This is a genomic window from Bradyrhizobium iriomotense (assembly GCF_030160715.1).
Classification (GTDB): domain Bacteria; phylum Pseudomonadota; class Alphaproteobacteria; order Rhizobiales; family Xanthobacteraceae; genus Bradyrhizobium; species Bradyrhizobium iriomotense.
Map to the genome: position 1 here is coordinate 108,705 of NZ_BSOW01000028.1, position 19,768 is coordinate 128,472.

Below are 19,768 nucleotides of genomic sequence, written 5' to 3' on the forward strand. Positions count from 1 at the left end.
CTTACGCCGGAAGCGGCAATTTTGCGTTCGTATAACGTCCAACGCCATTCATTATGCGCGTCACGGTACAGCTGAAAGTACATTGCCTCGGCCTCCTGAGTTATTTCCCGCGCCCCAGGATTAGCCAAGTTGTACCGCTGAAAGGGATACGAGCCACCTACCGGGATTGGTCGGCACGTCTTTTGCTGAGAAAAAAAGGCAGCGCGGACGTGACTCGGCGTCTTGGTGGGGAGATTGAGACTCTGACGCTGTCCCTACCACGCCCGCGCTGCCGGCGAAGTTAAGCGGCGGTGACTCGGCGCTCACGCCTAAGCGCTGTCCCTATCACGCGCCACAAACTTCAGTGGCCAGCCTTACCTCGTAGCCCACGGGCAAAGCTGACCACCTCAGGCCCCCAGGCTGGGGTCGGCGGTGTAATCCACGGGGGCCACCAAACTGTATCGTCGAGAGGTCCGCACGGCACCTACCAGGATTGGTTGCTGCCGATCTCATGTGGGCCTGTATGGCGCGACAATCAGGATGAGAGCGCGTATTGCCTCAGGTATGGGTGCTCCCGAGGGCGATCGATTGCCTCATTTAATTTGCTCCCGGCTTGGATTGAGGAGGAGGCCGGGTGCGGAGATGGCCAGGATTTCGGAGCGCCCGGCCTCCTCCGCTGGCACTTGGCACATCATTGGGTTGTCGTGACCTCAGGTCCTGGCGGCATTTTCTCCGTAGGAGCGAACAGCAACGCATTCGCTTGCTCGCTGCGCCAGGATTTAAGCCGCCGTTGAAGCGTTCGAAGAAGCTTGTTCGGATAGGCTCCAGGATATTCCACCTGCAACCGGCAAAGCAGTTCGCTGCCAGTCCGCCAGGGCTCAGCTTCAAACCATTTTCGCAAATCTGGCGTTGCCCGGATGAGCGGATCGGGACGACGTCGGCCTCTTTTCGCGTTCACGATTGGCCGATCCGTCGGTCGCATAGCTCCGCCCTTCCAGGCGGTTCGTAGGCTTGCCAGGAAGAGATCGATCGGTTGCGATGCCGCAGCAGGATGGGCGATAGGCTGGGTATCCGCGAGCGCCGCAAGACGCTCCTGTGCAACGCGGATATCTCGCAACAACGCGACCGGGTCGAGAGCGGCATAGATTTCTTGGAGATGGTGGCGAACCGCGTCAGGCGTGCGGGCGTCCTCGGCCAACCGCTGGTGGGGTGTTGTCGGCGCGCTGTATTTCTTGCGCACACGAGCACCGTCGCGCTGCTTGGCTATCAATTTGAACGAGGGTTGGAAGAAGTTTACGAACAGCCGCGCTGATCGATAGAGTTCAGCCAGCAACTCGGCCGCTTCCAGGCCTTCGAACCGACGATAGCCGACCATCCTGCGTACGACCGCGCCGTTCTTCTGCTCGACGAACGCCTGGTCATTCTTCCGGTAGGGACGGCAACGCGTGAAGACGATGTTGGCCGCCTCGCAGTAGGCTTTCAGCGTCTCGTTCATGAACACGGTATCATTGTCGGTATCGAGGCCGAGCAGCGCAAAAGGCAATCGTTTGCGCAATTCCGTCAACACCGTGCTCAACAGCGTCTGTTCGCGCACGATCAGAGGGGCGCACTCCGTCCAGCCGGTAGCGATGTCGGTGAGCACGAGGGTCTGGATGAAGCTGCCGCGCGCAGATGGACCGCTATGCGCCACAAGATCAGCCTCGACGAACCCCGGCGCCGGATCGTTCCAATCTCCCGACGTCCGTATCGGAACACTGCGACGCAGGGAATGCGCTGGGTGCCGCCGCCGCTTGTGACCTAATTCTTCTCGAATCCGCACCAATGCGCGGTCAATCGTCGCAGCGCTCATCGCCAAAAGCTTGTCGCGGATCTCGGGGGCAAGGTCGAGGTGGCCGTGCCGTTCCATCGCCTCAATCAGTGCAGGCATCAACGCCTTCAGCCGCTTGCCGCAGATCCGGTCTGAGCTTCCCAAAGGAGCACGAGCGCGTTGTGTTCTGCCTCATTATAGACCCGACGTCGCGCCCGCCGGCCTGGGCGTGCGTCCTCCTGACCTCGAAGTGCTCGCATTGCATGCTTGCGATGGAATCCGGTGATGTCGACGAACTCGTCCAATATCCGCGTCTTCTTCGCGCGATCCGAACGCCGATAGCGCGCGCCTGCTGCCGCCGTCAGTTCCTTCCGCGTTGCCATGCTCAGCCACCCCATCTTCGCCCCCCGCTCGTTCCCGATCCAAGGGAGCAATTTACGTGAGGCAACGGCTCAGCATCTGGTAACAATTAGGGCGAGGCAATGCGAGGTCTCACCTCGATCGCCGCCGCCCAGGCCTGAGGCAAATGCGCCTATCCGGCCCAAGTCCGGTACGAATGGCGGCGGCTGAGGACGTGGTCATGCCTGTCGGGCCAGCAGGTCAACGCGATTAGCCCGCCGGTGGGTATGGGTCGTGGCCATATGTCCACTCGGTCCTAACTTCGTTGTCCTCGTCTTGAACTAGAACTTGAGCATCGTGTCCTGACGCACCCTCCTTGTAGGCTGCGTCGACCGCGACGCGGATCGCCTCTTTCTGAGTGGGGTACGGGACGGAGTGCGCGCCATTCAGCACAACAATCCACTGGCCTCTATCTTTATGGAGCGTGACGAAGAAGCGGAAACGAGCCATAAAGTTTCCTCCGGCATCGCCACTTATCGAAACGTTGAAGCGGCCCGAATCTTTGCAAACTGACGCGGTCGCCTCAACTACCGGATTTGGTGGGGCTGTATTGAGCATTCGTGGCGGCGTCAACGGCCCGCACGTTTAGAAGCCAACCAGTCTGCCAGCGGATCGCTCGACGCGGTCGCCCCGGTAGGCAGACCGGAAGCCCGGTCCAAATACCAGTCAATCGCCTTGCGATCCCAACGCTGCGTGCCGGGGATCGCCCCCGGCACTATGCCCTTCTGTGTCCATCCACGTGTTGAACGCCCCCTCGGAGCAGCCGCAGTAGGCAGCCGCATCGGCCTTGGTGAGACCCCGAGGGGCGATCTGGTTGGCAAGTAGTATCCGTTCCGAACGCCCCAGCTCGGCAGGCGAAGGTTTATCCCGTTGGTTGTCCCCGTCCATTCGGACCCATAGTAGAAGTTAGCGGCCACGTGACTCGGCGCCCATTGTCAGATACAGCGCTGTCCCTACCACGCGCCGCCAACTTCAACATGGCCAGCCTCAAGCCCAGAAGCTGACGGCCGAATGTATCGTCCCGAAAAAGTTTTGGCACAACTACCAGGACTGGTCGTCGCCAGCGGTTGGGCGATCAGCCTCCGGAAGCAGCGCGGGCGCGACTCGGCGCCGTTCAGTTGGGCATCAGACGCTGTCCCTACCGCGCCCGCGCTGCGATTAGCGGTGACGTGACTCGGCGCTTAAGCCCCCGCGCGTACGTACCACAGGGGAGGCGCTGTCCCTACCACGCACCGCTAATCTTAATGGCTGTGTATTCGGGCTAGCTTTCCAAAAGCTGACGAGCCCCGCGCGGAAATTTACAAACGAAAAGCGGCCCGTGTGGGCCGCTTGCCGTCAAGACCGAGAACAACGCTCTGCCGCACTCAGGCCGCAGACAAAAGCCGTTCAGCGCGCTCACGTTCGGTGGCAGCTGCACCTGGGCGACGCGTCGGGTGGTTGATCAGCCAAGCTATTGCATGCTTGCGGCTGAGAGCCCTTACGACTTCACGCTTCCGTCCCTCGTCGGGCTCGACCTCATGAGCACAGCCGAGGCCGCATCCCCCCGTGCAATTGGGGTAGGTTGGGCATCGCGCCCCGTAGACGGCCGCTGGCTCCCGCATCTCTTCGACCAAATAGAGCTTGCCGTTCGGTTTCCGGAAGACGCACGCGCCCCGTCTCGCAAGCCTCTTCGAGCCAAGCGACAAACACCGCTTGGTAGAACGGCTCAACGATGGCGGAACGTCTGCGCTTGTTGATCCGCCACGGAAGCTCTTGCGCGAGACGCGAAGCGCTGAAAGATGTCTGCGAATAATCGCCCGAAACGTCTTCCGCTGACGAACCCGCGGCTTTAGCCGCCTCCCGCGACAAGCTCTTGGCTAGCGCGTCGTGTACTGTGTTGGGACTCTGCGGCCGATGCAGAACGAGACGATCTCCCTTCATCATGTGCGTAACGATGCCCGGTTGAAGATTGACCTTCACCGTCTCGTAATACGCAGCACGCGCTTCAGCCCACGCTTCGGGCGACACCCCCGGCAGGTGCTGGCATGTCCATCGCATCGGCCGTCGCCATGGACCCGAGCGCAGCACCACGCGGCAAATCGGATTCCACCGTGGCCGCTATCATGGACTGCACAAGCGCGGCCGCTAATTCGCGCCAGAGAAAGACCACGAACCGCTGTCGAGTGCGCAGCTAGCGTGACGCGTCGTCCCATACAGCTCGCGAGCAGCCGAATGGCACCGCCTGCAGCCATTAATGCATGATGGCGACAATCTAAGGATCGATTGCCTCGCAGTTTTTGACACGGTCGGTTCGTTGGGGATTCCGTTGGAAGCGTTCGTGCGGTCCAATCGCGAGCGCTACGAATTCCACGGCGTTGAACTTCCATCAATCACGCGTGTCAATTTGCAAGCCTTGGCCATCGACGAAAATCGATGGCCTTTTCAAGCAACCGTCTGGCGCCCCGCGCCATTTAAGAAGATCAATACCGTCACCGAACAGGTATGGTTCTCAGGGGCCCACGCTGATATCGGCGGCGGCTATTTGCGTTCTACCGAATTGAAGGCAGCCCATGATCGGGCCGATCATATAACGCTGGACTGGCTGCTTAGGCGGTTACGTACCTTCTTCAAGGACCTCCCTGTCCCGGATCGCTGGATAAGAAGCGCGTCACCTAGCAGTTGGAGCGAATCCCGGATCCATAACTCGCGCCGAGGAGTTTATAAGCTATACCCGAGATCCTGGCGGGCCATATCCAACAGGGAAATTGCCTCACTGCAAACGTACGAAGTCGCCGTTGGCGTCGACCGGCATTCGAAGTCCTTGAACGAGATGGTCCACATCTCTGCGATCGAGCGTCTCTGGACCAAGAAGGGGATTGACGGGACACCTTATGCGCCGAAGACTCTGATCTCCATTTTGCCAGCAATTGAGTCGACGTATACTGCCAAGCCGGCAAATGAGCACGTACTTCTGGTCGACTGGAATGGCGAGGTGTTGGATCCAAATCACTCCGAGCAAAGCGCTTGCGCCAAGGCGGCTCTTGATAATGCGAACCAGCGAGCCAAGGGGTTCGTGCAGCACACAGGAACATCGAAATGATCGTACCTTTTGGGAAGGATCGGCCTTTTTCCTCCGGGGGAAATGCACATCCCGCTTAGCTGCGCCCGCCTCAGTTCTACAGATCCAAAATCGACGCCGGTGACGTTGGTGTTGGCGAAGAACGCGCCCAGCATGTTCGTTTGTTCAAACTTCGCGCCTGTCAGATCTGCGTCTTCCAGGGAGGTCGACCGGAGGCTAGCGACTTTGAATTTAGTTCGGTTCAGGTTGGCTCCCTTCAAGTTCGCGCCCCCAGGTCAGCAAAGGACAAGTCCGCATCTACCCACTTCGAGTTCTTCATTGATGCAGAGTAAAAGATCGCGCTCTTTAGATGTGCTCGGTTTGCTACGATGCTATCGAGCGTTGCTCCTTGAAAAATTGCCCAATGCCACCGATGACTCTTGTCGAATAATCTGTTGGCCGCATCGTAGCCGCGATTCTCGACCTCTGCTCGGACTGTTGGATCTTCCCACCAATCAGTCAGGTCAATTCCCACTTTAGCGTCTTGGATGTCAGAACCTCGAAGATTCGAGTTAACGAATTCTGTTCCAATCAGTTGCGCGTCCTTGAGATATAACTGCTGCAGCCCCTCGGAGTCGCGCAATTGCACGCGGCTCAGGCATGCGCCCGCCATATTCATCGTCTTGCCCCAAGGATCCGGAACGTTATTCCCAGCAAAGATCTGGGCGATTCTCTGCAACTCGGGAGACATTTGGTAGTCAGCCTTGCTGTCGCCGTTCTGCTTGCAGGAGCTCTTCGAGATTTTGAGGATGAATTGCGCCATCGTCCCAAATACGGCGGGATTAAAGCTGCCGTCCTCACGAGCAGTTAGCGCCATAATCTCAAAGGCGTTTACATGCGTCCATTGCGCGTCGTCGGTCGCCTGCACGAACGTCGACGTCTTTATGAATTGCTCGGCGGCTGATTGCCTCGCTTTCTGATTGTAGTCTCGATTAAAATTGTAGATCGAAAGTAAGAACGTCACCACGAACGAGGCGCCAGCGAACAGCTGAGCATATGTCTTTCTTACCTCGTTTCGGGACTCGACTGTCTTGATAAGATCTTCTTGGCGGGAGGAGCGAGTTGCCGGAATGAGACGCCTCGGAAGGTAGTAGATCAGTAAAAGCGCGACCAGCGCACAAACCGGTACAGTATACAAAAAGTATCCATCGCGAGCTCCCCAGCGAACCGTGCGACAAGTGTGTCTCGCAATAGAACTTGAATCAAGAGGAAAAGGCTAGAGTTTGTTGCTGCAGTTTTTCGAGCTTGAACCGGAAGGGCCGAGACCGCGCAAGAAATCGACCGCCGCGCATGTCTCGTCGAATTGTTCATACGAGCTGCATTCAACTGTAACAGTGTGTCGCGAGATTATGCGGTACTTTTTGAACCGGGATAATTGCATAGAGGAGAGCGCGATGCTCGATACCAGAGCTCCATCCTTACCGCGGCCAATGCTGCCTTTTTTTGATGTTGTTCTTCCAAAATGGATAGAATTGGCCCTGGGCTCCCAGGCCCCCGATTTTTCTCCGACGCCTGCAAAACCCGACCTCAGTAAATTTGAGATCCCCCGCGAGCTGGTCGAGCCATTGCTGTGGGCATTCCGGCAAACCAACACTCTGGCGGACGCGCTGTTCTACGATGTCGGCTTGCTCGGGCTGCGCCTCTTGACGCGAGGCATTCTGGTGACCACCACCTCGACCCCGCAGCTGGCGGCGTCTGCAGAAATCAACCTCGCCGCCGCACAAGCCGCCGCCAAAATCATCAATCTGAGTGCGCAAGCCAATCCCGAAGGCACAATACTGGTGATCGACGCGCACCATGCCCCTTTTGTTCAGACCTACGATGACGTGCAGAACTTCTTGCAGGATGGACTGTCTTTCAGGCCCAGCCGGGGTGGCGGGCCAAGGCCTGTCAAGATCATCACCGTGACGGGCGTCGGCAGCTCGGCGCTGGGTTCTGCGGCCTTTGCCTGGAACGTGTCGGAGTCGCTGCGCCAACCGGTCGCGGCGATCGTGCCCGGCTATGGGCTTGCCGACATCATTCCGCAAGCACTCGGCGGGTGGTTCGGCTTCGGTGTTCACGACTTCGCACGGCGCGTGTCTCAACAATTGCTCGCAAGTGGTGGCTGGGAACTCGCCAAGGTCGGGCGGCACCTGGCCTCTACCGCCATCGGCGATGAAGCTTTCCGGACCGGCAGCCCGGAGAGCGACATCCTGCACGAAGTTCTCAAGCGCGCCGAACAAATCGAGCGCCTCTACGGCCACAGCAAGGGCGCACTCTGCATTCAGAACGCCGTCCGCAGTCTGCCGGCCGAACGCACCCGCCGCTTGCATGTCACCACGTTCGGCTGCGTGATTCAGGAGGAGACTGACGCCGACTACAACCAGGTCATGGGCAACATTGACGGTCTTGGGCAGCTCAACTCCTGGGGCAATTGGCCAGAGCACTGGATCAAGGGCTGGCACAGCACCAATTCGTTGCTGCCGCTGACAATGCCGGTCGCCGATCTCGTGAAGAAAGATGTTCGTGCCGAAGATCCTGTCACGATTGACGAGACCGTGCTCCAGAATGCTCTGGTCGCAGCGCTAGCTAAACTGCAGCCGCGATAGCCGTGAGCAGGGCAGAGCTATCGGTCATCCCTCCGTCGGCTCAGGAGGCCGGCCCGAAGCTGGCGTCTGAGAGCAATACTGCGGGTCTGCTGCTGCCATGCAAAGCGGCAGGAAGATTTCCGAATCATGCCTGATACACTGCTGAGAGCACGGTGACAGATCAGGCTCATCTGGAGACAACGCATCATGACTTTACGCATTGCTGTTTGTGCCATGTGCCTGGCCGGCCTCGTCGACAGCAGCCTGGCGCTGGCCGGAACCAACGATATCCTGATCGGCCTTGACAGCAAGATCACCTATGGTCCCGAGGGGCAGATGAACGGCGCTCCGGGTGATGACGCCGTGCTGGTCGTGGATATCTCCGAGCCCGCCAAACCCAGGATCCGCGCCAGCCTGCCGCTGTCGAATTCGCTGCTGGGCCCGCCGACCAACCTGCAGATCACACCTGACGGCAAGCTTGGCCTGGTTGCCAATTCCGTGGTTCACGTCCAAGACGGCAACGCCTGGAAGCCGGTTCCGGATGACAAGCTGTACGTGATTGACCTCACCACCGACCCGCCGAAATTGATCGACACGGTTACCGTGGGGCGGCAGCCGTCCGGTCTCTCGATCTCCAAGAAGGGCGATCTCGCGTTGATCGCCAATCGAGATAGCAAGAGTGTCTCTGTCGTCTCGATACAGGGCTTGACGGTCAAGGTCGTAGGCGAGGTACCGCTGGAGCAACAAGCTGTCGCCGTCGTCATCGCACCCGACGGCAAACGCGCCTTTGTCTGCCTTAACCTTGCAAACAAGATTGGCGTGTTGACGATCGACGGACAAAACGTGACCTACGACAAGTCGATGGACATTCCATCGGCATTCAATCCCTACAACATCGACATCACACCAGACGGCAAATACGTCATCGCCTCGAACACCGGCGCACAGAAGAACAACGCCGATGCCGAGGTGATTATCGAAGCGACCGGACCCCATCCCCACGTGGTCGACGTGATGACCCCTGGTACCGGACCCGAAGGCTTCGCCATCGCGCCGGATGGGAAGACCGCAGCCACCCCGCTGCTGCTCGGCACTGCGGCAAAAGACAGCGACTGGTTCAAGACCAAAACCGGCGAACTCGTTCTGATATCGATCGGCACCGATGGTAAGCTGACGGTGACTGCGCGTGCGCCGCTCGGCGGCCTGCCGGAGGGTATCGCTTACAGTCCGAACAGCGACTACCTGTATGTGGCCAACTATTTCGAGAAGGACCTGCAGGTGTTTCAGCTCACGAGCGGCAAGCTGACCGAGGTAGGGCCCAGGCTGAAGTTGCCAGGCCAGCCGGCATCCATGCGCGCGCCAGCGCGGTAGTGATCCGCAGCCGTCGCCACGCTGGTCAAAGATAAGCGCAACTGAGAATTCGGCGTCAGGTTCTGGTGTGCTGCGCCGTCGTGTCCTCAAAGGCCGCCGGCCAGACACCTACACCGTCGCGGCTGACTTGTTGGGCCAAGGGCCGGAGTGAGGCGGCGAGCCGGCATGGTATGGACGTTGCCAGCGAGACTGTCCTTTGCGCTGGCCAAGTGTAAGCATGTGATTTTTGAAAGGAGCTTTTCATGCGGACTTTCCTATCGGCAGTCGCGCTAGTCGCCTCGGTCGCGACCGCTCATGCCGGACCGAAGGAGGATGCCTACCAAGTGGTAGAGAAGTGGGGCAAGGCGTTCACCAATGGCGAAGTCGATGCAATCGTCAACCTCTATGCGCCAGATGCCTTGATGATTGGGACATTGGGAAAAGCCGTGCTGACGAAACCAGAACAGATCCGCAAATACTTTGACGTGGCACTAAACTCCGACAAGCCCCGCACCGCCATCCTCGACAGTTCGGAAGCCACGGTGATCGATGACAGCACGGTCGTGATCGTGGGGTTTGACACCATCACGGGCACGAAAGACGGGCAACAAACGGTTGGCAAGGGCCGCGTGACGTTCGTAGTTGCTAAACGCGGATCTGATTGGATGATTGTGCACATGCACCGGTCTCCATTGCCGGCAACATAAGAACAAAGGCAAAGCCCGCGATCTACGTTGTCAATATGCGACCAACATGACTCGGTCGCTAGAAGTATGAAAGCCGACTCAGGACTTATATCCTTTTCATGTGGACCTTGCTTGGAACAACAGCCAACCGCGCACGCTCGGCACAGCTCGCGGCGTTATTCCCACGCAAAGCGATTCAGCAAATAACCGTAAATGGCCTGGCATGGAGTTGCGACGTCGCGACAAGCGCGACGTCGCCCAACCCGAACGATCAGTCCGCGTCGTGGCAATCGCTCTTGCCCTGGTCGCGGGCGCAGGCGTCGCGCTCGTCAGCCCGCTGGTCGTAATCGAAGTCGGTCCCGGGCGTGAACGAGATGCCGCGGAGCACTTCGCCAAAGCGAGCAGTACGCACCGTAATGAACCTTTCGCCCGCGGGCAGTGTGGCGGCGGCGATTTTATCGGTGATCTTCACCAGCTTGTTCGGATCGGCGCCCTGGTCGCCACTGCCGCTCACGGTCGAGGTGATCGCCCAGATGGTTGCGGTACCGTCCCGATTGACGCGCCCCGTAATGTTGCGGAGCCCGTCGGTCGCTGGTGACCAGGGAAGGCCGGTCACGCTGTTGGTGCCGGTCGGATAGTTCTCGACCGTATAGGGCACGCCAAGATCAAGGCCGGCCTGCAGCGTATACGCCAGTGTCCAGGAGCCGGTCGCGTCGTTGAACACCCATTTCTGCAGACCCGCGGTGGTCTGCGCCGCAGCCTCCGTGTAGGTGTTGGCGCCGGAACTGTAGGTAGCGGTGCCGTCGCCCTCGTCGGCGACATAAAGCGTCTTGGGACTCGCAAACCAGATTCCGAACGGGAAGGTCGTCGCGGTCTTCGCCAGATTGGTCGGAAATCCCTTCAGCACGCACATGTTGTAGGGCGTCACACCAAGCGTCTGCAGCTGCGCGGCGGTGTAGACGGTCGCAGTCGTCGGCAACGTTGCGGTCGCGCTTGGCAGCGCCTACGCCATTTGGGCAGGCCAGCGGTTTACCGTTGGCGTCGAAGCCGGAATTGTCGATGAAATAGACGGTGTTGACACCGTTGCTGCCGCTGCCCTTCGTCATATAGATGACATTGTTAAAGACCGTGAGGCCGCGGAAGTTGGTGTCCTTGCCGGTCTTGTCGGCCTTCAGCCCGAGCTGGGTGACGTTGAAGCTACCGACCGGCGTCGGCAGGCCGGGATCGGGCTGCTGCGCGAGCGGAACGCGCGCTTCTTTCACGAGCTGTGCACCCGCGGCAATGATGATGCCGTTCGGCTGCGGATTGCCGCCATTGCCGGCGTTGCCGACCGTGTAGAATACGTTGGCGCCTTGCTTGTCTTTCAGGATCGCGGCACGCCCATTGTTGCCGCTATAGGCGTTGGTCTTGGTGAAACGGAAACTGCCATTCTCATCGACGGTCGCGACAACGCGGAAATCGCTCGCGGTCACCGAGTTTGTCGGGTCGACCACGGCAGGCGTATTGGAGTTGGAGACATCAATCGCGCCGACCGGTGCGAGATAGCCCATGAACGAAACGAAGCGGCGATCGAGCGAAAGATTGAGCGCAATTTGATCGCGGGATCTTCGGCGCAAGGTGTATTATCTGGCAGAGACTTCGAAACTGCCGATCTTCAGATTAGGTTCAATGCTGCGCGCGCGGAAGTCGCTTCTCAGCCGGTACATCAAGGGGCAGGAGCAGCGCCCCGTCAAGCTACTTCAGATTCAAGCTCAAATCGCCGCACTGTCGGGGACGATCGACCAGCTTGAGCAAGCCGGATTCGATGCGGCTGAAGCACGACATCTCATGGCAGAGCGTCGCAAGGAGCTGAAAGGCATGTCGCGTCGGTAAGGCGGGCGCGAGGCTTATTTGAAGAGAACCTTTTCCAGGGCCGCAACGAGCTCCGCGCGCTTTTCCCTCGAAAGCTTGTCGAGATTCTGCTGACGCCATTTGACGGCAGGCAGATCGGCGGCAGCGGGGATGCCGAGGAGATCCCAATCAGGCTCGCCGCGCTCGAACGATACGAGAAATTTCCGGTGAGCCTCTGGCATCTTGCCAACAATTTCTTCAACCAGGGTCTTACGCGCGGCGATAAGGTTATACTTCAAAACGGGTTTGTCCGTCATACCCTCGAAGCCGTGAAGGAATTCATCGCTGATATCTTTTTGAGGCGAGCCAAGCACCTCGAACATCGGTCTGTCGTGACTCAAGAGATAGACGATGAAGGCCTTGCGGAGTTCATCGGTGATTCCTTCATTGGCAAGCAGATCGCGAATATCGAATAAATCACGCGGATGCTGGCGATCTAAGGCGGCGACGATTTTCCCGCCATAGAGGTCAGCAAAAGAAACCGTGCGAGCCTCAGCGAATCCGAATGCCTCCTCAACGGCGGGACGCACGGAAGTTACGACCGGTTCGAAGACGCAGCCACGCAGCACAGGCGTGACTTCAATCTTGATCTGGACGTTCTGCGAGCGAACCACCAGTTTGACGATCGTGTCCTCTTTACGGGTCTCATGGACCTGTGCCCCTGGGATCTTCTCTTTGATCTTGGCGACGATGCGTTTCATGGCTGCATCGATGTCGGCAAGGGATTCGGCTCGCGGCGCGACCGGAACATAGGTTAGGTCGATATCGACCGAGAGACGCGGCAAGTCGCGGACGAAAAGATTGATTGCGGTTCCCCCTTTCAGGGCGAAGCACTTCTCTTCCGTGACAAATGGGAGAGTGCGCAGCAACAGCGCGACCTGTTTTTTGTAAGTGTCAGCGAACGCCATCGAGGTCTCCCGGCACCGTTATGTGATAGGTCGGATCGAGAACACCACCTTTTACGAGCATGCGTTTACCGTGCCCAAGATCGACGGCTTCCTTGTTAAGCCGTTTGAGCCAGGCATGGTTGTGACGGTCGGCAAAATAAAAGAAGAGACGCTTCACCTTTATGCTTGCGCAATCTTTCAGGAGCTTTTGCAAGCGATCGGGGCGAAGATTGGCAAGGCCACCAAGCAGGACATCGACCTGTTCAAAGCTTTCGTTGTTGGGCAATTCGTCGAGCAGTTCGAAAACGGCGCGCTCGGGCGTTGACAAGGTTAGAGGCCAGTCCCATTGCCCCCAATTCAGTCGAGCTATGTCGCCTCCTCGAAACGCCGTAAAATCCGTCATCTCGCCGGTTTCAACATTCCAGCGGACGCTGCTTATGCCCTTCGCGACGGGATCATTTTTGAAGAGCCGGCGGTCATTGTGGTAGACGAACTTGACGGACAGCGGCAGCTTATCAAGCCAGTATGGCGGCGACTTGGGACCGTAGAGATGAACACGGGTCGTCGCTTGCGGCAGGTAGTGAGCGTACCCCTGCAATTCGAGCGCCGTTCGTCCGCCCACGACGAGCGGTGAATAGTTCAGGATGCCTTGCAGGGATATGACGACCTGCTGCCAGCTCAGTTCGTAACGCGGTCTCCGGAAAACGCCTCGGGTTGGCTGTTCGAGCCAACCACGCATCACATACAGATGTTGAAGCTGGGTGGAGTAGCCGTGCCGCTTGAGCCAGGCGGAATCCACGACCAACCCCTCGGGTAGGAGCTTGTCGAGTTGGTTTAGGAGTTGGCCCTTTTGTCTATCCATGATTGATATATTAGCATATCCTCAAACCGCCCGCCAGTTCGAAATATTCCATATAAATCAAGCTATAGTTGATAAAATTGACAACTAGTAAACCGATCCTCGCTGAAGTTTTGCCTCTTGAAAGGCGGTCATCTTGGCCGATTTACGATTCCGTCTCATCGACAAGTCTAACCTCTGCGCTGTCCTCGTCGGTCCCGTCCTTTTCTACCTCGTCTGATGCCTTCGCCTTTGCAGCCTCAACGGCGGCAGCATGTTTTTCGGCCGCCTTCAAGAAGCGGTCCCGCGCGTCAAATTCGGGGCTTCCGGGATCAGGCGCGAGCGCCTTAACCGCATCGGTGAACGCCGGAACGTCGATCAGAGGCTCGATTGCGCTCCAGTGAAAGGAGATCACCTTGCTCGTTACATGATCGCGGAGCGCATGCGACACTCCCTCAGACAGAAATCCGACCAATAGCTTCCCAAGGAGTTCCGGCTTCGTCGCAATAGAAGCGACCCAAGCTCGAGGGCCATCCACTCCCTCGAAATCGCGCCACCGATAGAGGAAATTCACGAGGTGCTTATTACCGAGCATGCCCTCGAGACCACTCGCCAAATCAGCACGCAATTTCGCAACCCAGACTTCCTTCGCCTCCTCCAGGTCAGCCGCGAACAATAAATCGGTGTCACCCTTTTCCTTGCCGTCCATATCCAGGCTGATAAGGGTCGCTGGCACAGCCAATGAATCGGATTTTCGGAGAGCATTAAGGAACGCCTGTCCGCGCTTTGCCGCATCGTCCTCGCCTCTCAAATACCAAAAAGCCGTGCGCCACGCGTTGGTGAAGGGCATTTTCCCGAACCCCATTTTGTCTGGGAGGTTTTCGGCGATGTCAAAAAGAGCAGGGAGAAAAGCGCCCGCGGACTCAAGCGGTAACTTCTTGCCAACAGCGGCTTCGTCGAGTCGCTCCATCAACTCCGGAAGGAGGTTTCTTTTCTCAAAGTCCGCAAAAGATTGAGAAATACGCTCGCGATCCGCGGATTTTTCGAGGAAATCCATAAATTCCGAGTCCGATATTTGCCCGTCCGGCAGTCGGAGCGAAAAATACCGGTCGAAATATCGCGGTGAGCATATGCGCCGCTCGGATGACCAACCCTCCTCCCAATCGCTCCCGTACCAAGAGTCCCCAAAAGCCCAACCCACGATTGGAAAGAGCTGTGAAACGACATACTGGACCGCGTCCTTATATTCCGGTCTGGCTGCCGCGATGATTGCCTTGATCCGCTCCTTGTCGGACTCTCTTCTTTCACGCGCCGCACCGGTGATGAGGGTCCGGCTTCGGCTGATGGCAGCGTAGACGTCCGGCTCAAATAAGCGAAGAACCTCCAGCGCTACCGTGTCGATGAGATTCGTCTCAAGTACGCGCTTTCCGCTGTGAAGCGAAAACTGAACTTCAACTCCACCGACGAAGCGCTTCGCATCGCGGAGAGTCTTGAAAAAGTGCCGGAGTCCACCGACCCAGATATTACCCCACCGCTTCTGATCGAACTTCCCATCGCTAGGCAGCGGCTGAGTAATCTTCTCCAGTTCAGCAAGCACGATCCTGCCGATGCGCTCCCCCTCAACCACTGGAACATCGAAGGCCGCCTGCACAATCTTTTCGAGATACTGCCTGCCGTCCTCACCTTCGCCGAACGCACGCTCCAGAATGTTGCGCTGGTAGAGAAGTAAATAGGTCAAGCCTGGAAAATTCGCGTTTGCCTTGACGTGCCTGATGACGGTTCGGATCTGCTCGTCTTCCAACCGATCCATATCGTCGACAACGACGAGAACGTTTCGCGGCATTTCCTTGAGCCGCTGCTCCAGGTCGAAGCGCGAAACGTCCAGTGGTCGATCGTCCTCGCGATCTCTGCCCAAAAATCCAATAATTCTGCTGAGGATAAGAACTGCACCGGCAATGACGAGCATCGCCGTCGCGAGCATTTTTGCTGACGGCTCGAGCCATACGACACCACCGGCAACGAGAAACCCGACGCCGCTAAGCCATACCGCGGCGCTCGACGCTCGACTTCCGGCATTCTTCAACCCGCCCGACAGCGTTTCCAGGGTCTTGGCGTACCGGCGAAACTCATGCGCCCGGCGGCGAGCAAAAACTGACTGTTCAGCGTCGCCTAGCGCTACCGCAATTTCGCGGAAGAACGCGCGAGTGATTGCCTCGTCGGTTCCCCATTGCCAGGGATTGAACGTTACAACCTGCATCTTGGTCTCGCCTGGTGGCGAAAGCACCTCGACGACACGGTTCTTGATAGACGTCTTACCCGACCCCCACTCCCCGCGCAGTGCGACCACTAGGCTTTCGCTGCCACGGTGACGATAAAGAACGCGCGCGAGAGCCCTGGCGAAATCACCCCTGCCGAGGAGATCTTCTGACGCGCTGGTGATCGGAGCATCGGCGGAGAAAGCGCCGTCGCGAAGCCTCTGTGGCTCTGGGCACCGCCAATTCCGCCAAGCCAGCTTAAGAGCTTCGATTAGCCGCATCATCACTGCCGCGCCTGAGGGAACCAACGTCAGATGCGGATATTACTGTGAACCGCCGGGACAAGTGCTTGGTCAATTCTATCCCATCGTTGACATGCAATGTTAGTGTCGTCGATCTGCCATGACGCAATTCCGCAAAGCACCGTCGCGACAATTCGAGACTCCTTATCATCTTCAACGAAATAGACGCGCCATCGCCCGCCACCACTCATGCCTCCAAAGGACTCAGGTAGTTCATGTAGATTATAGGGCATCGCTTTGACCGTGAGGAGGCCCTTCTCCTGAGCGCAAACGTGCCGGGTGTGAAGGACACCGCGCATTGGGCTGATGAACTCTCGCCCTTCAATAAATGGGGTTTCCGAGACCTCCGCAATGAGTCCCAGCATGGCGTCAACATGCTTTCCTTCAGCAGGTGCCATTGCTTCCATCCTGGCTCGGTTCTTCTCGATGTTGAGAAAGACGCCTTGAGCTTCTAAGGAAGACGCGACGTCGGCCGACAGTGACGTAAACGCGAGGGCTAAAACCTCTTTGCCTTCCGAAAACGTCTCACTGCTTTGCACAATTATCGTTTGTGTATCGGCGAGCTTAAGCACGCGCCTCTGTTGTCCACCGACAACGAACCGGATTAAGCCGACTTCCGGAAGGTGCTCATATGCTTCCGCAACGTGACCGCAGGTCAGAATGCCACTGCGGCCTTCTATCGACACCAGGACCCCAGATCCGAGAACCCTGCTGCCTTTCCCTAATTCTCGAATGACTAACCCCACGGCAAAGTTCGAGATATGGGAGAGGATTGCATCGGATATATCGTGTGGCATGCTTCGAGCCATGCTCCGATTTCACGAATGATTTTCAGCGACGCCATGATCGCACGGCACGAACCCTCGTGCGATCGATTAGGTATCGAGGATGAAGCAGCTTGGTTATCGAATCAGGTTCAGCACCCGAGGGAAGACTAGAACAAAATGGGAAAGCCTGGGAGTCGAGCGCATTTCCCAATGCTTCCAAGAAAATCGCCGACTGCCTGGTTGTACGCTGGTGCCACACATGCAAACCGAGCAACCAGACCAACTGACGATGACCGAGCGCGTAGAACACGCGCTGCCAGCCTACGCATATTTCATTGAGCTGGATGACGGCGTCCAACTGAACAATGAACTCGAGGCGGAATTTCAAGGGCTCGGCGCCGAATTATACATGCAGCCCACCTGGGCTGGTCCGCCGCAGAGTCCGTCAATCGCATACAATTGCATTGCCATTTCGAAACTGTTCAAAAACTTCACGGACTTCGGGGGTAGGCGCAACGCCCAGAGTTCGAAACGTGTCCAAGAAGGCCCACCAGCATTTTCAAGAAGTGAAGTGTTGATCTACTTTAAGAACGATTCGCTCGGGCTATAAGAGCGACTCGATTCTGGGCTTTAGGAACGACTCGAACTTGTAAGTCGATGCACAATCAAAAAAAATCTGCGGCCAAGCGTGAAACCAAACATTAACGCCGCGAAGGTTTCGCCGTGAGTATGGTAAGCGGATTTGCGGTGATCGCAGCCGATTTTTGATCGATGTCGAATCGCCAGCAGCAGGCCGCCGGCGGCGCCGATCGATCGCGATGCTGAAGCTGGTGTTGGTTGTGGTGCTGCTGCTGGCGATGATGATGCCGGATGATCGTCGTCATGCCGACTTATAGTGCGACCATCGTGCCGACGAGCAACAGCGCCATGCCGATCATCAGCGTGCTGCCGCCGATGATCGGCACGGCTATGCTGGTCTAGTCGAGCCCGACCGCTAGGCCCGCGCCGCGGTGTCTTTCTTAACGAAAAGCGGCGCCGCGCTGTCTACCACTTCTTTCGGGAGCATCCTTAGCTGCTCTGCGTCGAATGGCAGATAAGTGAGATAGTTTGCGACCAGAGCGCCCACGGCTTCTGCCTGTGCTGCATCTCGTTGCCGCTTCAGCGGCTCTCTATCCGCTCGACGAGACAACCACAGCTTATGGGCCGCCCAAACCCGGGGATCTGGAGCAACGATGCGCACCGGTTCACCCTTTTCGTCAATCGCGACCGCCTCGAAAGCCGGAGAATTCTGCAGCCAATCGAGTCCTTCGATTTGAACGGCAGTCAGGTCTTCGGGGTCCGAGCCGATCTTGTCCGGAGCCGTCTTCCAAGGAGGACTCTGTATCGGTTTGATGAGATCGACGAGATAGCCGTCCCGGTTCACAGCTCGGAACGTCTGCTTGGCGCGCTGGAAGCTCGTGTCGACGCGTTGAAGTATCTTCAGGAGCGAAGACTCGGAGACATCGTCGTCCGCCACGAACGTAAGTCCGCCACGTGCATCGAACAGCAGATCGATGTCTTCTGTCGTGGCGAGGCCGGGATCGATCCTAACGCCGGATGAGGCTTCGTAGCCGTAGATCGCGTTCGTTCCGAGAATCCGAATGCCGGAGCCCAACATTCCGAAGCCGTCGAGAGCGCGCATAATCCGAGCCCCGATTAAGGGAACTCGACCCAGACCCAGTGCACGATTGATCGCGGCTTGCCGGGCCATCGTGTCCCGGAGGTTCTTCCATCGGTCTTCCGCTGCAGCGCGCTTAGCCTCGAAGTCGGCCTTCTTCTTTTCGGTTTCGGGAGAGCGCGCCCCGAGGGATCTTTGCTTCCGGAGGCCGGCCTTATCGTAGTAGCTCCGGACGAGGTATTCGTGCCCTTTTGACTCTGCCCATGTCAGGGAGCCGCGATGCGCGTCGAACGCCTCCTTGGCGTCTCGCAGGGACTGAAAGCGTTGCTGGCTGTTGACTACCTCGCGGCGTTGATCATTGTTAAGTTCTTGAAAATACATGGTTTCAACACTTATAGTTGGTTTAGGTCGCCGTTGTTGAAATCGTATTTATCATTCAAAATCAATGGCTTCAACAGCTCCATCAAAATCCTAGCCAAACTGTTGAAGCCGGGAACATTTGGGAGCTACCGCGGACCCCTCATGCCGCCTTGGAGCTGACGTTGAAGTGGGCGTTCGGCGAACCCGAATGGGTAGGCACGGCCGAAAAACCCATGGCCAGTGCGGCCGCGATCAACATGCCATTTGCGACGTAGTCGCCCGTCGCCCGCTCGGTATCGTGTTTCAGGCCGTAGCTGCCCCTTTTGCGGTTGATCGCCTTGCGACGCGGATACTTCGAAAGAAACTCGACTGCGCGAATGAACTCGGCGATGGCCTGCTCCTCCAGCATCTCCGCCCGGCTCGTCCGGAAACGCGCATCGGCCTCTTCGACGGTCTCGTCGCGGTCGCGGGACGGCCGGTATCAGAACCGACTGAGAGCGCGCTCCAAATCCATCGCCCGCCGAACGCCCGATTTCGCAAGCGAACGCGTCAAGCTGTCGGGCGGCGCCTCAAACGAGTGCTCGCGCAAATAGCCAAGAAATGCGCCTTCGTCGGCGCCGACTTCTACGGGGCCGACGGCCAGAGCGGCGCGCATGGCGGCGTTGGTGCGTCAGCCGAGACCGCGCGCAAGAACCTCGACCCATGGGACGATGTGACATCGGGAAGCACCGTCCGAAGGACGGCCTTCATATGCTCTACATCGGCGATTGGGCCGGAGCTGCACGAAAGCGGCACCTATGACAGGCTTTTGAAGACAGAAGGCGCCAGCTTGCGCGGCGGCGATCAGGGTGAGACTCCAGCGACAATCAAGGTGAGACTGCGCCGATGGGGACGGACCGAAGGGAGGGCGTAGCCCGACCGGAGGAC

Annotated in this window: 20 protein-coding genes and 1 pseudogene; 8 read left to right on the plus strand and 13 right to left on the minus strand. The window is 58.1% G+C overall.

The features are described 5' to 3' along the window. Positions 1-670: 670 nt before the first annotated feature. Positions 671-2,184 (minus strand): annotated as a pseudogene (locus tag QQL28_RS32775) (ISNCY family transposase). A gap of 211 nt (positions 2,185-2,395) precedes the next feature. Continuing rightward, a complete protein-coding gene (locus QQL28_RS32780) occupies positions 2,396-2,578 on the minus strand; it encodes a DUF2188 domain-containing protein (protein ID WP_284272212.1) in 183 nt (60 codons plus the stop codon). On the opposite strand from QQL28_RS32780, the gene QQL28_RS32785 reads away from it, so the two are divergent. Further along, positions 2,561-2,698 (plus strand): hypothetical protein, encoded by a 138-nt coding sequence (locus QQL28_RS32785; protein ID WP_284272213.1) that lies wholly within the window; start codon positions 2,561-2,563, stop codon positions 2,696-2,698. The genes QQL28_RS32780 and QQL28_RS32785 overlap by 18 nt on opposite strands. Before the next feature lie 1,002 nt (positions 2,699-3,700). On the opposite strand, the gene QQL28_RS46275 is transcribed toward QQL28_RS32785, so the two are convergent. Then, positions 3,701-4,222 carry a phage portal protein gene (locus tag QQL28_RS46275; protein WP_431309680.1) on the minus strand — a complete coding sequence of 174 codons (522 nt, stop codon included), beginning with the start codon at positions 4,220-4,222 and terminating at the stop codon, positions 3,701-3,703. 196 nt (positions 4,223-4,418) lie between these two features. On the opposite strand from QQL28_RS46275, the gene QQL28_RS32790 reads away from it, so the two are divergent. Beyond that, positions 4,419-5,264: a phospholipase effector Tle1 domain-containing protein gene (locus QQL28_RS32790; protein WP_284272194.1), complete on the plus strand. Its 846-nt coding sequence runs from the start codon at positions 4,419-4,421 to the stop codon at positions 5,262-5,264. Here QQL28_RS32790 and QQL28_RS46280 read toward each other — a convergent pair. Both QQL28_RS46280 and QQL28_RS32795 read right to left on the minus strand, forming a co-directional pair. Next, a complete protein-coding gene (locus QQL28_RS46280; RefSeq protein WP_431309681.1) occupies positions 5,171-5,503 on the minus strand; it encodes a pentapeptide repeat-containing protein in 333 nt (110 codons plus the stop codon). The two genes, QQL28_RS32790 and QQL28_RS46280, sit on opposite strands and share 94 nt — an antisense overlap. Further along, on the minus strand, positions 5,500-6,420 hold the full coding sequence (locus QQL28_RS32795; RefSeq protein ID WP_284272195.1) for a pentapeptide repeat-containing protein: 921 nt from the start codon (positions 6,418-6,420) through the stop codon (positions 5,500-5,502). The genes QQL28_RS46280 and QQL28_RS32795 overlap by 4 nt, the downstream gene beginning before the upstream one ends. 256 nt (positions 6,421-6,676) lie before the next feature. On the opposite strand from QQL28_RS32795, the gene QQL28_RS32800 reads away from it, so the two are divergent. The 3 genes from QQL28_RS32800 to QQL28_RS32810 all read left to right on the plus strand — a co-directional run bounded on the left by QQL28_RS32800 (position 6,677) and on the right by QQL28_RS32810 (position 9,906). Continuing rightward, complete coding sequence (locus QQL28_RS32800; protein WP_284272196.1) at positions 6,677-7,870, plus strand: hypothetical protein; 1,194 nt, start codon at positions 6,677-6,679, stop codon at positions 7,868-7,870. Positions 7,871-8,056: 186 nt separating this feature from the next. After that, positions 8,057-9,220, plus strand: coding sequence for a YncE family protein (locus QQL28_RS32805; protein ID WP_284272197.1), 1,164 nt, complete (start codon positions 8,057-8,059; stop codon positions 9,218-9,220). A gap of 242 nt (positions 9,221-9,462) precedes the next feature. Continuing rightward, the gene (locus QQL28_RS32810; protein WP_284272198.1) at positions 9,463-9,906 is read left to right on the plus strand and encodes an SgcJ/EcaC family oxidoreductase; all 444 of its coding nucleotides are present in this window, start codon (positions 9,463-9,465) and stop codon (positions 9,904-9,906) included. 250 nt (positions 9,907-10,156) lie between these two features. Here QQL28_RS32810 and QQL28_RS32815 read toward each other — a convergent pair whose 3' ends face one another. Together QQL28_RS32815 and QQL28_RS32820 are read right to left on the minus strand one after the other, a co-directional pair. Beyond that, positions 10,157-10,609 carry a hypothetical protein gene (locus tag QQL28_RS32815; RefSeq protein WP_284272199.1) on the minus strand — a complete coding sequence of 151 codons (453 nt, stop codon included), beginning with the start codon at positions 10,607-10,609 and terminating at the stop codon, positions 10,157-10,159. Next, positions 10,551-11,501, minus strand: coding sequence for a hypothetical protein (locus QQL28_RS32820; RefSeq protein ID WP_284272200.1), 951 nt, complete (start codon positions 11,499-11,501; stop codon positions 10,551-10,553). Before QQL28_RS32820 ends, QQL28_RS32815 begins: the two co-directional genes overlap by 59 nt. Position 11,502: 1 nt before the next feature. Between QQL28_RS32820 and QQL28_RS32825 the strand changes: the two genes are divergently transcribed. After that, entirely contained in the window at positions 11,503-11,757 is a 255-nt protein-coding gene (locus tag QQL28_RS32825) for a hypothetical protein (protein WP_284272201.1), read from the plus strand. A gap of 14 nt (positions 11,758-11,771) precedes the next feature. On the opposite strand, the gene QQL28_RS32830 is transcribed toward QQL28_RS32825, so the two are convergent. The 4 genes from QQL28_RS32830 to QQL28_RS32845 form a co-directional block, all read right to left on the minus strand. After that, positions 11,772-12,683: a nucleotidyl transferase AbiEii/AbiGii toxin family protein gene (locus QQL28_RS32830; RefSeq protein ID WP_284272202.1), complete on the minus strand. Its 912-nt coding sequence runs from the start codon at positions 12,681-12,683 to the stop codon at positions 11,772-11,774. Next, complete coding sequence (locus QQL28_RS32835) at positions 12,670-13,524, minus strand: type IV toxin-antitoxin system AbiEi family antitoxin domain-containing protein (RefSeq protein WP_284272203.1); 855 nt, start codon at positions 13,522-13,524, stop codon at positions 12,670-12,672. The genes QQL28_RS32830 and QQL28_RS32835 overlap by 14 nt, the downstream gene beginning before the upstream one ends. Before the next feature lie 142 nt (positions 13,525-13,666). After that, on the minus strand, positions 13,667-16,039 hold the full coding sequence (locus tag QQL28_RS32840; protein ID WP_284272204.1) for a KAP family P-loop NTPase fold protein: 2,373 nt from the start codon (positions 16,037-16,039) through the stop codon (positions 13,667-13,669). 26 nt (positions 16,040-16,065) lie between these two features. Then, a complete protein-coding gene (locus QQL28_RS32845) occupies positions 16,066-16,866 on the minus strand; it encodes a hypothetical protein (protein ID WP_284272205.1) in 801 nt (266 codons plus the stop codon). Between the two features lie 217 nt (positions 16,867-17,083). Between QQL28_RS32845 and QQL28_RS32850 the strand changes: the two genes are divergently transcribed. Beyond that, entirely contained in the window at positions 17,084-17,434 is a 351-nt protein-coding gene (locus QQL28_RS32850) for a hypothetical protein (RefSeq protein WP_284272206.1), read from the plus strand. A gap of 154 nt (positions 17,435-17,588) precedes the next feature. Then, a complete protein-coding gene (locus tag QQL28_RS32855; protein WP_284272207.1) occupies positions 17,589-17,720 on the plus strand; it encodes a hypothetical protein in 132 nt (43 codons plus the stop codon). Between the two features lie 98 nt (positions 17,721-17,818). Here the strand turns inward: QQL28_RS32855 and QQL28_RS32860 are convergent, their stop codons facing one another. Both QQL28_RS32860 and QQL28_RS32865 read right to left on the minus strand, forming a co-directional pair. Then, positions 17,819-18,862 carry a GSU2403 family nucleotidyltransferase fold protein gene (locus QQL28_RS32860; protein ID WP_284272208.1) on the minus strand — a complete coding sequence of 348 codons (1,044 nt, stop codon included), beginning with the start codon at positions 18,860-18,862 and terminating at the stop codon, positions 17,819-17,821. A 139-nt stretch (positions 18,863-19,001) separates the two neighbouring features. Then, positions 19,002-19,250 carry a hypothetical protein gene (locus QQL28_RS32865; protein ID WP_284272209.1) on the minus strand — a complete coding sequence of 83 codons (249 nt, stop codon included), beginning with the start codon at positions 19,248-19,250 and terminating at the stop codon, positions 19,002-19,004. Between the last annotated feature and the right edge of the window lie 518 nt (positions 19,251-19,768).